At 75.8% G+C, this 13,292-nt stretch carries 15 protein-coding genes; 4 read left to right on the top strand and 11 right to left on the bottom strand.

Annotated features, from left to right (window positions below; all coding sequences use genetic code 11):
* Nucleotides 1-5 precede the first annotated feature (5 nt).
* Nucleotides 6-1,613: a PhnE/PtxC family ABC transporter permease gene (locus BMW27_RS11845; protein ID WP_091444109.1), complete on the top strand. Its 1,608-nt coding sequence runs from the start codon at nucleotides 6-8 to the stop codon at nucleotides 1,611-1,613.
* Nucleotides 1,614-1,619: 6 nt separating this feature from the next.
* On the opposite strand, the gene BMW27_RS11840 is transcribed toward BMW27_RS11845, so the two are convergent.
* Nucleotides 1,620-2,204: a TetR/AcrR family transcriptional regulator gene (locus BMW27_RS11840; protein ID WP_217638132.1), complete on the bottom strand. Its 585-nt coding sequence runs from the start codon at nucleotides 2,202-2,204 to the stop codon at nucleotides 1,620-1,622.
* A 57-nt stretch (nucleotides 2,205-2,261) separates the two neighbouring features.
* Here BMW27_RS11840 and BMW27_RS11835 point away from each other — a divergent pair, with 57 nt between their 5' ends.
* A complete protein-coding gene (locus BMW27_RS11835) occupies nucleotides 2,262-3,446 on the top strand; it encodes a DUF418 domain-containing protein (RefSeq protein ID WP_091444108.1) in 1,185 nt (394 codons plus the stop codon).
* A gap of 180 nt (nucleotides 3,447-3,626) precedes the next feature.
* On the opposite strand, the gene BMW27_RS11830 is transcribed toward BMW27_RS11835, so the two are convergent.
* Genes BMW27_RS11830 through hrcA form a run of 3 tightly spaced genes read right to left on the bottom strand, consistent with a single transcriptional unit; the run spans nucleotide 3,627 to nucleotide 6,613 of the window.
* Nucleotides 3,627-4,394: a 16S rRNA (uracil(1498)-N(3))-methyltransferase gene (locus tag BMW27_RS11830; protein ID WP_091444106.1), complete on the bottom strand. Its 768-nt coding sequence runs from the start codon at nucleotides 4,392-4,394 to the stop codon at nucleotides 3,627-3,629.
* Nucleotides 4,395-4,446: 52 nt separating this feature from the next.
* Nucleotides 4,447-5,574, bottom strand: a complete 1,128-nt coding sequence (gene dnaJ, locus BMW27_RS11825) for a molecular chaperone DnaJ (RefSeq protein WP_091444103.1) — start codon at nucleotides 5,572-5,574, stop codon at nucleotides 4,447-4,449.
* A gap of 16 nt (nucleotides 5,575-5,590) precedes the next feature.
* Nucleotides 5,591-6,613, bottom strand: a complete 1,023-nt coding sequence (gene hrcA, locus BMW27_RS11820) for a heat-inducible transcriptional repressor HrcA (RefSeq protein WP_091444100.1) — start codon at nucleotides 6,611-6,613, stop codon at nucleotides 5,591-5,593.
* 204 nt (nucleotides 6,614-6,817) lie between these two features.
* On the opposite strand from hrcA, the gene BMW27_RS11815 reads away from it, so the two are divergent.
* Entirely contained in the window at nucleotides 6,818-7,225 is a 408-nt protein-coding gene (locus tag BMW27_RS11815) for a type II toxin-antitoxin system VapB family antitoxin (RefSeq protein ID WP_091444095.1), read from the top strand.
* Nucleotides 7,226-7,303: 78 nt separating this feature from the next.
* Here the strand turns inward: BMW27_RS11815 and BMW27_RS11810 are convergent, their stop codons facing one another.
* The 6 genes from BMW27_RS11810 to BMW27_RS11785 form a co-directional block, all read right to left on the bottom strand.
* Complete coding sequence (locus tag BMW27_RS11810) at nucleotides 7,304-7,909, bottom strand: response regulator transcription factor (protein WP_012947797.1); 606 nt, start codon at nucleotides 7,907-7,909, stop codon at nucleotides 7,304-7,306.
* A complete protein-coding gene (locus BMW27_RS11805) occupies nucleotides 7,906-9,018 on the bottom strand; it encodes a sensor histidine kinase (protein ID WP_091444091.1) in 1,113 nt (370 codons plus the stop codon). Before BMW27_RS11805 ends, BMW27_RS11810 begins: the two co-directional genes overlap by 4 nt.
* A gap of 20 nt (nucleotides 9,019-9,038) precedes the next feature.
* A complete protein-coding gene (locus tag BMW27_RS11800; protein WP_091444087.1) occupies nucleotides 9,039-9,779 on the bottom strand; it encodes an ABC transporter permease in 741 nt (246 codons plus the stop codon).
* Nucleotides 9,776-10,660, bottom strand: coding sequence for an ABC transporter ATP-binding protein (locus BMW27_RS11795; RefSeq protein WP_091444084.1), 885 nt, complete (start codon nucleotides 10,658-10,660; stop codon nucleotides 9,776-9,778). Before BMW27_RS11795 ends, BMW27_RS11800 begins: the two co-directional genes overlap by 4 nt.
* A 94-nt stretch (nucleotides 10,661-10,754) precedes the next feature.
* Nucleotides 10,755-11,975, bottom strand: a complete 1,221-nt coding sequence (hemW, locus tag BMW27_RS11790) for a radical SAM family heme chaperone HemW (protein ID WP_091444081.1) — start codon at nucleotides 11,973-11,975, stop codon at nucleotides 10,755-10,757.
* 265 nt (nucleotides 11,976-12,240) lie between these two features.
* Entirely contained in the window at nucleotides 12,241-12,615 is a 375-nt protein-coding gene (locus BMW27_RS11785; protein ID WP_091444079.1) for a PH domain-containing protein, read from the bottom strand.
* Nucleotides 12,616-12,703: 88 nt separating this feature from the next.
* On the opposite strand from BMW27_RS11785, the gene BMW27_RS23390 reads away from it, so the two are divergent.
* A complete protein-coding gene (locus BMW27_RS23390) occupies nucleotides 12,704-12,853 on the top strand; it encodes a hypothetical protein (RefSeq protein ID WP_175486484.1) in 150 nt (49 codons plus the stop codon).
* Nucleotides 12,854-12,860: 7 nt separating this feature from the next.
* On the opposite strand, the gene BMW27_RS11780 is transcribed toward BMW27_RS23390, so the two are convergent.
* Nucleotides 12,861-13,226 (bottom strand): VOC family protein, encoded by a 366-nt coding sequence (locus BMW27_RS11780; protein ID WP_091444077.1) that lies wholly within the window; start codon nucleotides 13,224-13,226, stop codon nucleotides 12,861-12,863.
* Between the last annotated feature and the right edge of the window lie 66 nt (nucleotides 13,227-13,292).

Below are 13,292 nucleotides of genomic sequence, written 5' to 3'. Positions count from 1 at the left end.
GCGTCGTGACGGCGGTGCTCGACCGCGCGGCGGCCCCGCCGGTGCTGCGGCGGGACCGGCGCCGCTGGGCCTGGGGCGTGGGCGCGGCGGCGGTGCTGCTCTGGTCGCTGGCCGGCGCGGGTCTGTTCAGCGGTGACGTGGTGAACCCGGGCGGGACGGCGCAGTTCGGCCGCTTCGCCTCCGCCGCCCTCTCACCGGCGCTGGACGCGCAGTTCCTCGGCGTCCTGGCGCGGTCGGCGCTGGTCACCGTCGCCTACGCCGCGGCCGGCACCGCGCTGGCGCTCCTGCTCGGCGCCGCCGGCGCCGCGCTCGTCTCGCGCACCACCTGGGGACGACGCCGGGCCGGCTGGCTGGCCGCCCGGGGTGTGCTCGCCGTCCCGCGGGGGCTGCACGAGGCGGTGTGGGGGCTGCTGCTGGTCAACGTGCTCGGCCTGGACCCGTGGGTGGGCGTGCTGGCCATCGGACTGCCCTACGGTGCCGTGACCGCCAAGGTCTTCGCCGACCTGGTCGACGAGGTGCCCCGCGGGGCGTACCGGGCACTGCGGGCGGCGGGAGCCGGGCGCCCGGCCGCGGCGCTCTACGGGCTGCTGCCCCCGGCCGCGGGCGGGCTGCTGTCCTACGCGCTCTACCGGCTGGAGTGCGCGGTCCGCTCGGCCGTCGTCCTCGGGATGGTCGGCGCCGGCGGGCTGGGCTACCAGCTGGCGCTGTCGTTCGCGTCGCTGCGCTGGGAGCAGGTGTGGAGCGCGGTCTACGCCCTGTCGCTGCTCTGCCTGGTCGCCGACGTGGCGGGGCGGGCGGTGCGCCGGCGACTGGCCGCGCCTCCGCCGTCCTCCCGCCGCGACCCGGTGCTGACCGCGACCGTTGCCGGCACCGTCGTCCTGGTCGGGTGGTCGTGCTGGTACCTCGCGCTGTCGCCGGCGTCGCTGGTCTCGGAGCGCACCGCCGCGCAGCTGGCGCACGTGTGGGGTGCGGCCTGGCCGCCGGCGACCGACGGCGACCTGCTGCGCACGATCGGCGTGCTGGCCGTGGACACGGTGCAGATGTCGGTGGTCGCGATCGCCGTCGCGCTGCTGGGCGCGGTGCTGCTGGCCGGTCCGGCGGCACGGCCGGCCGGGCGGTCGTCCTCCGGACGGCGGGTCGTGGGGGCGCTGGTGCGCGGCGGGCTGCTCCTGCTGCGCGCCGTACCGCCCCCGGTGTGGGCCCTGGTGCTGCTCTTCGTGCTGATGCCCGGGGTGCTGCCGGGCGCGCTGGCGCTGGGCGTCTACACGCTGGGGGTGCTGGGCCGGCTGGCCGCGGAGGCCACCGAGGAGCTCGACCCGCGGCCGCGGGCGGCGCTCACCGCGCTGGGCGCCCGGCCGGTGGGCGCATGGCTGTACGGGGTGCTGCCGTTGGCGGCCGGGCCGGTGCTGGCCTACGCGCTGTACCGGTGGGAGGTCGCGATCCGCGACACCGTGCTGGTCGGGCTGCTGGGCGCCGGCGGTCTCGGTGCGCTGCTGGCCTCGGAGCTGGCGACCTTCGACTGGGCCGCGGCGACGACGGTGCTCGCAGCGGTCGTCGTCCTGACCTGGCTGGTCGACCTGGTCAGCGACCGCGCCCGCGCCGCCCTGCGCTGAGCACCGTCACGCCGGGGGCCGGACGGGGTCCAGGAGTGCGTCCAGGTGCCGGGCGACCAGCGCCTCCGCCCGTTCCGGCGGCACCCGGCCGGGCTCGACGGCGGCCGCGCCGGCCAGCCCGTCGAGCAGTGCCAGCAGCACCGTCGCCTCGTCCCGGACCGACTGCTCCGCCAGGTCGGGACGCGCGGCGGCGACCAGCTGCGCGAGCAGGTCCTCGACCTGCTGCCACTCCCGCCGGTGCACCTCGGCGGTCGGCTCGTGGACGGCGGCGCGCGCCATGCGCACCAGCCAGATGACGCTCGCCGGCCGGCGCTCCTCCCCGGTGCTCACCAGCTCGTCGGCGACCGCGCGCAGCCACTCGGCGGGCCCGGCTCCGGGCGCGATGCGCCGCTCCAGTCGCTGCTGGAACTGCTGGGAGACCCGGTCCATCGCCGCGGTCAGCAGGGCGTCCTTGGTCGCGAAGTGGTGCTGCACCGCCCCGATCGACACGCCGGCCGCCGTGGCGACCCGCCGGATGCTGATGCCCTCGTACCCCTCGGCCACCAGCAGGTCGAGCACGCAGTCGAGGAGGCGGTCGGAGGGCCCGGTCACGCCCGGCATGCTCGCATCCTGGACGACCATACGGTCGTATGGCTACCCTCCTCCACCATGTCCCTGAGTGCGGCACGGCGCACGACCCCCCAGCCCGCTGCGGCGCCGTCCGAGCGCATCGCGTCGCTCGACGTGCTGCGCGGTGTGGCCATCCTCGGCACGCTCGCCACCAACATCTGGATCTTCACCGACCCGGGTGGGTTCCTCGGGTACCTCGCCGAGGACACCGCGTCGACCACCCCGGCCGGGTGGGCCGGGGTGGAGGCGGTGCTGCAGCAGCTGTCCCAGGGCAAGTTCCTGGGGCTGCTCTCGCTGGTGTTCGGCATCGGGCTGGAGATCCAGCGGCGGTCGGCCCTGCGGGCGGGACGGCGGTGGCCCGGGCGGTACCCGGTCCGGGCGGCCCTGCTGTTCCTCGACGGCGTCGTGCACTACCTGCTGGTCGTGGAGTTCGACGTCCTCATGGGGTACGCCGTCACCGGAGCGGTGGTGGCCTACGTCCTCGCCACGAGCGAGCGCGCCCAGCGCACCTGGATGGTCGCGGCCGCGGCCGTGCACGTGCTGCTGCTCGGCCTGGTCACGGCCGCGCTGACCGCCGTCCCGGCGCAGCCGGCTCCCGGGGTGGTCGAGCCGAACCCCTACGCCGACGGGTCGTGGTGGGACCTCGTGCTGCTGCGGGTGGACGACGCCCTGCTGTTCCGCTTCGAGCCGGTGTTCATCCAGGCCTCGTCGGTGGCCCTGTTCCTCCTGGGCGCCTGGCTGCTGCGGGCCGGCGTGCTCGGTCCGGACGGGGTCGGGCTGCGCCGCCGGCTGCTCGTCGTCGGTGCCCTGGCGCTGCCGGTGGACCTCGCGCTCGGCGTGTTCGGCGGCACGGCCGGGCTCGTCCTCGCCCGGTACGGCACCGCCCCGCTGGTCGCCCTCGGCCTGCTGGCCCTCGTGGTCGAGGTGGTCGGCCGCCGCGAGCGGCTCGGCGCGGGAGGACGGCGACTGGCCGAGGTGGGGCGGACGGCGCTGAGCAGCTACGTGCTGCAGAACGTCGTGGCGTCGGCACTCTGCTACGGCTGGGGTCTCGGCCTGGCCGCGCGGCTGGACCCGGCCGTCCGGGTGCCGGCGACCGTCGCGCTGTACGCGCTGGTCGCCGCGGTGGTCGTGGTCTCCGCGCACCTGTGGCTGCGCCGTTCCAGCCGCGGTCCGGTGGAGTGGCTCTGGCACGCCTCGTACCGGGCGCTGACGCGCGACCGCTGATCGCCGTCCCCACCCGCGGCCGCCGTCCGCACCGCGGGACGGCGAGCGCGGGGTGAGGACGGCGTCGTCCCGCAGGGTGAGGTCGGCGGCGTCCTGGCTCACCGTCGCGGGTCCTGGCTCAGCACCAGGGGTGGGCCAGGCCCCCGGTGATCAGTTCAGCTGGTCACCGCCGGAGCGGTGTCACGCCCAGCGGGTGCGGACCGAGAGCGCGGCGAGGGCGGCGGCGCCGGCGGTCGAGGTGCGCAGCACCTCCGGGCCGAGCCGCACCGGGCGGGCGCCGGCGGCGTTCAGCGCGACCACCTCGCCGTCGCTGAGCCCGCCCTCCGGGCCCACGACCACCGCGACCGAGCCGGACGTCGGCAGCTCGACGCGGGTCAGCGGGTGCCGGGCCTGCTCGTGCAGGACCAGGGCCACGTCGACGTCGGCGAGTGCGCCGCACACCTGGCGGGTGGTCAGCACGTCGGTGACCTCGGGCACGCGGGGACGGCGGGACTGCTTGCTGGCCGCCCGGGCCGCGGCGCGCCACTTCGCGACGCCCTTGGCCGCACGGTCCTCCCGCCAGCGGGTCACGCAGCGCGAGGCCGCCCACGGCACGATCCGGTCGACGCCGAGCTCCGTGGCGAGCTCCACCGCCAGCGGACCGCGCTCGCCCTTGGGCAGCGCCTGCACCAGCACCAGCTCCAGCGCCGGCGGCGGCACCTCGTGCCGGGCGGAGACCTGCACCCGCAGACCCTGCGGCCCGGCGGCGGTGACCTCGCCCTCGGCGACGGTGCCGCGGCCGTCGCCGACGCGCACCCGCTCGCCGGGGGTCAGCCGGAGCACGTCGACGGCGTGCCGGCCCTCGGCACCGTCGACCAGCAGGTCGGCGGTGTCGGGCAGCTCGTCGAGCAGGAACAGCGGTGCGCCGTCGAGCTCGGGCAGCCGGTCGTCGGTGGGGACGGCGCTCATGCGCCCTCCTCGCCGGCGCTGGTCGGCCGTGCTGCCCCGCGCGTCGGTGAGCTCACTTGAACAGCCGGGAGAAGAGCCCGCCGTGACCGTCGGCACCGGCGGCGGCCGGACGGTCCTCGCCGCGCAGCGCGGCCAGCTCGCGCAGCAGCTTCTCCTGCTCGGCGTCCAGGCGGGTCGGCGTCTCGACCTCGACGTGCACCATGAGGTTGCCGCGGCCGGTGGCGCGCAGCCGCGGGGCGCCCTTGGCGCGCAGGGTGAGCACGCTGCCGGACTGGGTGCCCGGCCGGATGTCGACCTCCTCCTGCCCGTCGAGGGTGTCGAGGGTCAGGGTGGTGCCCAGCGCGGCGGCGGTCATCGGCAGGGTGACCCGGCAGTGCAGGTCCTCGCCGTCCCGGGTGAAGACGTCGTGCGGCCGCTCGGCGATCTCCACGTACAGGTCGCCGGCGGGCCCGCCGCCGGGACCGACCTCGCCGTGACCGGTCAGCCGGATCCGCATGCCGTCCTCGACGCCGGCCGGCACCTTGACCGGGATGGTGCGCCGGGCCCGCACCCGCCCGTCGCCGCCGCACTTCGGGCACGGCTCGGGGATGACCTGGCCGGTGCCGGCGCAGGTCGGGCAGGGGCGGGTGGCCACGACCTGACCGAGGAAGGAGCGCTGCACGCTCTGCACCTCACCGCGGCCCGAGCAGGTGACGCAGGTGGTCGGGTGGGTGCCGGGCGCGGTGCCCGCACCGGTGCACGCGTCGCACAGCACGGCGGTGTCGACGGTGATGTCCTTGGTCGTGCCGAACACCGTCTCGTCGAGGTCGAGGTCGAGCCGGATGAGGGCGTCACCGCCGGCGCGGACCCGGCTGCGCGGGCCGCGCGTGGTGGCGCCACCGCCGAAGAAGGCGTCCATGATGTCGCCGAGCCCGCCGAAGCCGGCCCCGCCGCCGAACCCGCCGGCGCCGGCGGCCGAGCCGCTGTCGAACGGGTCGCCGCCGAGGTCGACGATGCGCCGCTTCTCCGGGTCGGTCAGCGCCTGGTACGCGCGGCTGACCTCCTGGAAGCGCTCCTTGGCCCCGGGGTCGGGGTTGACGTCCGGGTGCAGGTCCCGGGCCAGCCGGCGGTAGGCCTTCTTGATCTCGTTGTCGGAGGCTCCGCGGGCCAGGCCCAGCACGCCGTAGTAGTCGGTTGCCATCGAGAAGTCTCTTACCTCAGCTCTCGGCCAGGATCTGGCCGACGTAGCGGGCCACGGCACGCACCGCGGCCATGTTGGTCGGGTAGTCCATGCGGGTCGGGCCGACGATGCCCAGCCCACCGAGGGCGTGGTCCCCCGAGCCGTACCCCACGGAGACGACCGACGCACCGGAGAGCGCCTCGTGGGCGTTCTCCTCGCCGATCCGCACGAGGACGGTGCCCCCGGTGTCCACCTCGCTGATCAACCGCAGGACGACGACCTGTTCTTCCAGCGCCTCCAGCAGCGGGCGCAGGCTGCCGGGGAAGTCGACGGCGACCCGCGCGAGGTTCGCCGTCCCCCCGATGACCAGGCGGTCCTCGCCCGGCTCCACCAGCGTCTCCACGAGGGCGGCGCTCACGGCGGCGACCAGCCGGCGCAGGTGCGGCGGCGCGGTCTCTAGGAGGTCGGGCACCAGGCCCGCGGCGTCGGCGAGCTTGGCACCGGCGAAGGTCTGGTTGAGCAGCGCGCGCAGGTCGGCGACGTCGTCGTGGTCGACGTCGACCGGGCAGTCCACCAGCCGCTGCTCGACCCGCCCGGTGTCGGTGATGAGCACCAGCAGCAGCCGGGCGGTGGCCACCTGCACCAGCTCGAGGTGGCGGACGGCGCTGCGCGAGAGGGTCGGGTACTGGACGACGGCGACCTGGTGGGTCAGCTGGGCCAGCAGCCGCACGGTCCGGCTGAGGATGTCGTGCAGGTCGAGCGCACCGTCGAGGAACCGCTCGATCGCCCGCTTCTCCGCCACCGACAGCGGCTTGACCGCCGAGAGCCGGTCGACGAAGAGCCGGTAGCCCTTGTCGGTGGGCACCCGGCCGGCGCTGGTGTGCGGCTGGGTGATGTAGCCCTGCTCCTCGAGCACGGCCATGTCGTTGCGGATGGTGGCCGGCGAGACGCCGAGGTCGTGCCGCTCGGCGAGGGCCTTGCTGCCCACCGGGTCGTTGGTCGAGACGTAGTCCTGGACGATGGCCCGCAGGACCTGCAGGCGGCGCTCGTCGTGCGCCACGGTGACACCTCCCCGTACCGGTCGACGCGTCGGGCGGCACCCCTCCCGGAGCCCCGGCGCCCGGACGGCGAGGTCGCGGACGCTGGCACTCGCGCGGACAGAGTGCCAGTGCAGCATACGTCGGTCCGGCGGTGCCGTCGCGGCTCTCACGGGGGCGTACGGCATCGTCCGGAGGGGGCGGCCGATAGGCTGGACGGCGGTCCAGTGCCCACCGGGCGGCGCAGAGCGGAGGTCGGTCCCCTGATCTTCAAGGCGGTCCGGAACGGCCGGCCCTATCCCGACCACGGGCTGGCGACGCGGGACTGGGCGATGATCCCGCCGCGCCAGATCCGGCTGGACACCCTCACCACCACCAAGCGCGAACTGGCCCTGGACACCCTGCTCGCCGACGACTCCACCTTCTACGGCGACCTGTTCCCGCACGCCGTCCAGTGGAAGGGCGAGCTCTACCTCGAGGACGGCCTGCACCGCGCGCTGCGGGCCGCGCTGCAGCAGCGCACCGTGATCCACGTGCGGGTGCTCGACCTCGACGCGCTGATCCCCGCCGAACAGGCGGGCCCCACGACCGCGGCGATCGCCGTGCAGCGACCGGTACCACACCCGCAGCAGTAGAAGGACCCCGTCCTCCTCACCGCTCGCAGGCTCGCGGCGAGCCTCTGGACGGGGCCGTCGAGAACGGGGGTCCTCCTGCTACAGCCAGCCCTTGTCGGCCGCCACCCGGGCGGCCTCGACGCGGGTGCGCGCGCCGGTCTTGCCGATCGCCGAGGACAGGTAGTTGCGCACCGTCCCCTCGGAGAGGAACAGCCGGCGGGCGATGTCGGCGACGGTCGCCCCGTCGGCGGCCTCCCGCAGCACGTCGGCCTCGCGGGTCGACAGCGGTGTGGCGCCGATGGCCAGCGCCGCGGCCGCGAGGTCCCGGTCGATGACCCGCTCGCCGGCGACGACGGCGCGGATGGCCTTCGCGAGCTCGGCGACGGGGGCGTCCTTCACCAGGAACCCCGCCGCGCCGACCTCCATGGCGCGGCGCAGGAAGCCCGGCCGGCCGAACGTGGTCAGGACGACGGCGCGCACGCCCGGCAGCTCGGCGGCCAGCTCCCGCGCCGCGTCGATGCCGTCCTGACCGGGCATCTCGATGTCGAGCAGCGCGACGTCGGGCGTGTGCTCCCGGGCGGCGGCGAGCACCTCGTCCCCGCGGCCGACCTCGGCGACGACGGTGATGTCCGCCTCCAGCTCCAGCAGCGCCCGCAGCGCGCCGCGCACCATCGACTGGTCCTCGGCGACGAGCACGCGGATCACCGGGCCGCCCCGGCGGGCACCGGCGCCAGGGGCAGGACGGCGCGCAGCTCGTAGCCGCCGTCCCGGCCGGCGCCGCCGGTGAGCGCCCCGCCCAGCGCCCCCACCCGCTCGGCCAGACCGGTCAGGCCGGAGCCGGGCTCGGTGTCGTCGGCCGGGCCGCGACCGTCGTCGGCGACGGTGAGCACCGCCTCGGTGCCGTCCTCGGTGAGCGTGACGGTCACCGAGCGCGCGCCGCTGTGCCGCAGCACGTTCGTCGTCGCCTCGCGGACCACCCAGCCCAGCGCCGCGTCGACCGGGCCGGGCAGCGCCGGGACCCGGGTGGGCAGCCGGACGGCGATCCCGGCGCCGGACAGCGCCGAGCGTGCCTCGGCCAGCGCCTGGGCGCAGCTGACCTGGCGGTAGCCGCTGACCGCGTCGCGGACCTCGGCCAGCGCGCGACGGGCGGCGGCCTCGACGTCGGCCATCTCGGCCCGCGCCCGCGCCGGGTCGGCCTCGGCCAGCCGGCCGGCCAGCTCGCTCTTCAGCGCGATGAGCGACAGGCTGTGCCCGAGCAGGTCGTGCAGGTCGCGGGCGAACCGCAGCCGCTCCTCGGCGACGGCGTTGCGGGCGAGCTCCTCGCGGGCCTCGGCGAGCTCCGCGTTGACCGAGACCAGGTGCCGGGTGCCGCGCAGCGCGAACGCGGTGAGCAGGCACAGCACCGGCAGGATCAGCAGGCTGCGTTCGCCGTCGAGGACGAGCACCGCCGCGCACACGGCCGCCGCCGCGACGACGGCCGGCCACACCCACCGGGTCGGCAGCGCCGCCGCCAACGCGGCCGACACGTAGATCAGCAGCCCGGCCCACGACGGCCCCAGCCAGACGGCCAGCGCCACGCCGAGCGCGGCCACGACGGCCAGCCGGCCCAGCAGGGACCCGGTCCGGCAGCTGCCGCCGAAGGCCCGCCGGAAGACGTCGAGGTAGACGACGGTGAAGACCAGCAGGCCGGCGCCGGCGACCAGCCGGACCGCGACCGGCCGGTCGGTGCTGACCAGGTCGGCCACCGGGAAGAACTGGAACAGCAGCCAGGGCAGCGCCCAGCCGACGCGGTACCAGCGGGGGCGGGGGTCCACGGCGCCCGACCGTAGCCCGCTCAACCCGCGACGGCGGTCAACGGACGACGCCGCGCCACGAGGACCGCCAGTGCGGCGAACACCGCGGTGAACCCGACCAGCGCCCCGACGGCGAGCACCGGCGGCAGCTCCCCGGCGGCAGCGGCGCGCCCGGTCTCGGCGTACCAGTACGACGGCAGGCCGTGCGCCATCGCGCGCAGACCGCCGGGGAAGAGTTCGACCGGCACCCACAGTCCGCCGAGCGCGGCCAGGACGGTCCCGACGATGCCGATCGCGCCGCCGGCGGCCTTCTCCTCCAGCGCCCAGCCGAGCAGCAGGCCGAGCGCGACGAACACCGCCGACCCGAGCCACAGGACGCCGATCAGGCCGGCCCACTGGCCGGGCGCGAGGTGCACGCCGTTGAGGAACCGGCCGGTGAGCGCGACGACCACCAGCGGCGGCAGGGTCAGCAGCATCCCGACGGCGACGTCGACGGCCACCACCGACGTCTGCGGGACCGGGGTGACCCGCAGCTGGCGCAGCCAGCCCGACGCCCGGTCGAAGGAGAGCCGGACGGTCGCGCCGAGGGCCGCCCCGACCGCGCCGTAGGCCATCATCGAGACCATCGTGGCCGCGGCCCGCTCGGGGCCGGCACCGCCCGCCGTCCCGGCGAAGACCCGGGTGAAGAAGACGGTGAACAGCGCCGGCAGCAGCACGGTGAAGAACAGGAACTGCCGGTTGCGGGCCACCCGGCGCAGCTGGAAGACGAACAGCGGGCTCACCGCCCGCCTCCGACCAGTGCCAGGACGGCGTCCTCGAGGCTGGCGCCGCGGACCTCGAGGTCGTCGAGTGGGACGCCGTCGGCGAGCAGGCCGCGCAGGGTGGCCTCGACGTCGGCGGTGGCGAGCGCGACCGTGCCGCCCAGCCGGCTGGCGCCGGTGACGCCGGGCACGCGGTCGAAGGTCACCCCGTCGGGGGCGGAGAAGCGGACGGTGCGCCCCGCGACGGCCGACCGGAGCCCTGCGGACGGCCCGTCGGCGACGACCCGGCCGCCGGCCATCACCACGACCCGGTCGGCGACGGCGTCGGCCTCCTCGAGGTGGTGGGTGGCGAAGACGACGGTGGTGCCGCGGGCGGCCAGGTCGCGCATCGTGGTCCAGAAGGCGCGGCGGCCCTCGACGTCCATGGCCGAGGTCGGCTCGTCGAGCAGCAGCAACGGCGGCTGACCGGCCAGCGCCAGGGCCAGCAGGACCCGCTGCCGCTGCCCGCCCGACAGGGCGTCGACGTCACGGCCGAGCAGCCCGCCGATGCCGGCGGTGGCGACCAGGTCGCCCAGCGGCCAGGGGTCGGCGTAGCTGCGCCGGACCAGGTGCAGCACCTCGCCGACGCGTGCCTCACCGGGCAGGCCGCCGTGCTGCAGCATCGCGCCGACGCAACCGGCGCGGACGGCGTCGGCCGGGGCCCGGCCCAGCACGCGGACGCTGCCGGCCGCCGGGCGGAGCAGGCCGAGGACCGCGCTGACGGTGGTGGACTTGCCCGCTCCGTTGGGGCCGAGCAGCGCGACGGTCTCACCCCTGCCGATGCGCAGGTCGAGGTCGTCGACGGCGAGCACGTCGCCGTGCCGGACGGTCAGGCCGGTGGTGTCGAGGGCGTCGAGGGGCACGCCACGAGCCTGCTGCCCGACGCGGTGTCCGCAGTAGTGCGGGACGTCGCGATCTCCGTCTGACATCCGTCATCGTCGCGGACGGGGTCCTCCGTCAATCGGTCAGGTCCCGGACCAGTGCGTCGGCGAGCAGCCGCCCGCGGTCGGTGAGGACGGCGCGGCCGGCGGCGTGCGCCCCCGGCTCGAGCAGCCCCCGGCCGACGGCGTCGGCGGCGCGGGTGCGGCCGGCCTCGGACAGCGCGGTCAGCGGCAGCCCCTCGCGCAGCCGCAGGCCGAGCATCACGGTCTCCAGCGCCCGGTCGTCGTCGTCCAGCAGCTCGGTGTCCTGCACCGGGCTCTCCCCCCGCAGCAGCCGGCCGGCGTACGCGGCGGGGTGCTTGACGTTCCACCAGCGCAGCCCGCCGACGTGGCTGTGCGCGCCCGGCCCGACGCCCCACCAGTTGGCGTTGGCCCAGTACAGCTCGTTGTGCCGGCAGCGGGCCGCCTCTCCGCGGGCCCAGTTGGAGACCTCGTACCAGTCGAAGCCGGCGGCGCGCAGGGTGGCGTCGGCCTGCTCGTAGCGGTCGGCGAGGACGTCGTCATCGGGCACGGGCAGCTCGCCGCGGTCGATGCGGCGGGCCAGCCGGGTGCCCTCCTCGACGATGAGGGCGTAGGCGCTGACGTGGTCGACCGGAGCGGCGAGGACGGCGTCGAGCGAGGCGGCCCAGTCGGCGTCGGTCTCCCCCGGCGTCCCGTAGATCAGGTCGAGGTTGACGTGCTCGAAGCCGGCCGCGCGGGCCTCGTGCGCCGCCTCGACGGCGCGGCCGGGGGTGTGCCGCCGGTCGAGGACGGCGAGCACGTGCTCGGCGGCGGACTGCATGCCCAGGCTGATCCGGGTGAAGCCGGCGGCGCGCAGCCGGGCGAGGCTCTCCGGCGTCACCGTCTCGGGGTTGGCCTCGGTGGTGACCTCGACGTCGGAGGCGACGGGGAACAGCCGGCGCACCTCCGCGAGGACGGCGGCCAGGTCGTCGGCCGCCAGCAGCGTGGGCGTGCCGCCACCCACGAAGACGGTGGAGACCGTCGGCAGGTCCGAGCCCAGGGTCTGGGCGGCCTGCCGGAGCTCGGCGATCGCGGTGCCGGCGTACTCGGCGCGGCTGGCGCCGGGCCCCAGCTCGTCGGCGGTGTAGGTGTTGAAGTCGCAGTAGCCGCAGCGGGTCGCGCAGAAGGGCACGTGCACGTAGAGCCCGAAGGGCGTGCGGGCCAGTCCCTCGCGGGCGCTGTCGGAGAGCTGCAGGGTCCGTGGCGGGGCCTCGAGCAGCGGCAGGACGGTGTTCATCTGATCCCAGTGTGCCGCTCTCGGCAGATCGCCGGGCGTGAGCGACGACACCGTGCTGCAGCTCTCGGCGTCCCGAGGGTGGCGACCTCCCGCGGCGCGGCCGGTGAACTGCTGGAGCTCCCGGCCCTCCTCGCCGGCGAGGAGGGCCGGGAGGGGACTGCGGCCCGGAGACACACCGGACCCACCAGGTCCTCGCGGCGGATCGGCGTCCCCGGACGCTCGTGCTCTGCCCACCGTGGTGGGCAGAGCACGAGCACCCCGGACCTCAGAGCACGTAGCCCGCGATCATCTGCCCGAGACCGCGGATGTCGGCGTTGCCCCTGAACTCCAGCCGCACCTTGCCCAGCCCGCTGAACCACAGGTCGAGCTCGGCGTCGACGTCGAACGTGCCGGCGGTCTCGATCGAGAAGGCCTGCACCTTGCTGTAGGGCAGCGAGGTGAAGTCCTTCTTCCGCCCGGTCATGCCCTGGACGTTGACGGCGATCAGCCGCTTGTCGGTGAAGACGACGAAGTCGCGCACCGCCTTGAAGCAGGCGACGACCTGCTCGCCCGGGACGAGCAGCGGCGCGACCTCGGGGCCGAGCTCCTGCGGGGAGGCGGGGTTGAGCTTGAAGACGGAACCGTTGCTGAAGTCGATCACCGCATCACCGTAGGTCGCCGAGCGAACACTCTCGGCGTTCGCCGGGTGTGTCCTTGCCCCGGCCCACCGGCAGGAGGACCCTCCGGGCATGACCGAGCCCGACGAGCGCGAGCGGTTCCGCCACCTCCCCGAGCCCGTGCGGCTCGAGGACACGGTCGAGGGCGTCGACACCTCCCCTGTCCCCGCTGCGGACGCCAGCGACGAGCGCGAGGTGCTCCTGCGCCAGGCCGGCGGCTGACGCGGCTCTAGACCTCAGACCAGACGCCGAGTTCGTTGCCGCTCGTGTCCCGGAAGTGGAACCGCCGTCCACCGGGGAAGTCGTAGGGACCGTTGACCAGCCTGCCACCGGCGGACGTCACCGAGGCGAGGGTCTGGTCGAGATCGGCGGAGTAGAGCAGGACCAGGGGTCCGCCCGGGCGCACCTCCGTGCCGAGCGCGAGGCCCCCGACCTCCGGTCCGGACCCGTCGCGGATCCCGGCGTACTGCGCCCCGTAGTCGTTGAACTCCCAGCCGAAGGCGTCGGCGTAGAACCGCTTCGCCTCCGCGAGGTCGGTGACGGTGAGCTCGACGTGGTCGATGGCGTGGTGACGGTGCTCAGGAGGTTCGGCCATGCCCGTCATCGTGCCCGGGGTGACGGCGGCGACGGGCTGGTTCGGTGCAGAGTCCGAGGGCCCCCG

Origin of the sequence: Geodermatophilus poikilotrophus, assembly GCF_900111455.1 — a bacterium.
In the GTDB taxonomy this organism is placed as follows: domain Bacteria; phylum Actinomycetota; class Actinomycetes; order Mycobacteriales; family Geodermatophilaceae; genus Geodermatophilus; species Geodermatophilus poikilotrophus.
The sequence above is the reverse complement of the archived record's forward strand: the minus strand, read 5'-3'. Positions and strand labels throughout refer to the sequence as shown.

Excerpts from the sequence above, each read along its gene's own strand:
- BMW27_RS11835 (WP_091444108.1), top strand. The coding sequence starts at position 2,262 with ATGTCCCTGAGTGCGGCACGGCGCACGACCCCCCAGCCCGCTGCGGCG.
- BMW27_RS11830 (WP_091444106.1), bottom strand. The coding sequence starts at position 4,394 with ATGAGCGCCGTCCCCACCGACGACCGGCTGCCCGAGCTCGACGGCGCA.
- dnaJ (WP_091444103.1), bottom strand. The coding sequence starts at position 5,574 with ATGGCAACCGACTACTACGGCGTGCTGGGCCTGGCCCGCGGAGCCTCC.
- hemW (WP_091444081.1), bottom strand. The coding sequence starts at position 11,975 with ATGAACACCGTCCTGCCGCTGCTCGAGGCCCCGCCACGGACCCTGCAG.
- BMW27_RS23390 (WP_175486484.1), top strand. The coding sequence starts at position 12,704 with ATGACCGAGCCCGACGAGCGCGAGCGGTTCCGCCACCTCCCCGAGCCC.
- BMW27_RS11780 (WP_091444077.1), bottom strand. The coding sequence starts at position 13,226 with ATGGCCGAACCTCCTGAGCACCGTCACCACGCCATCGACCACGTCGAG.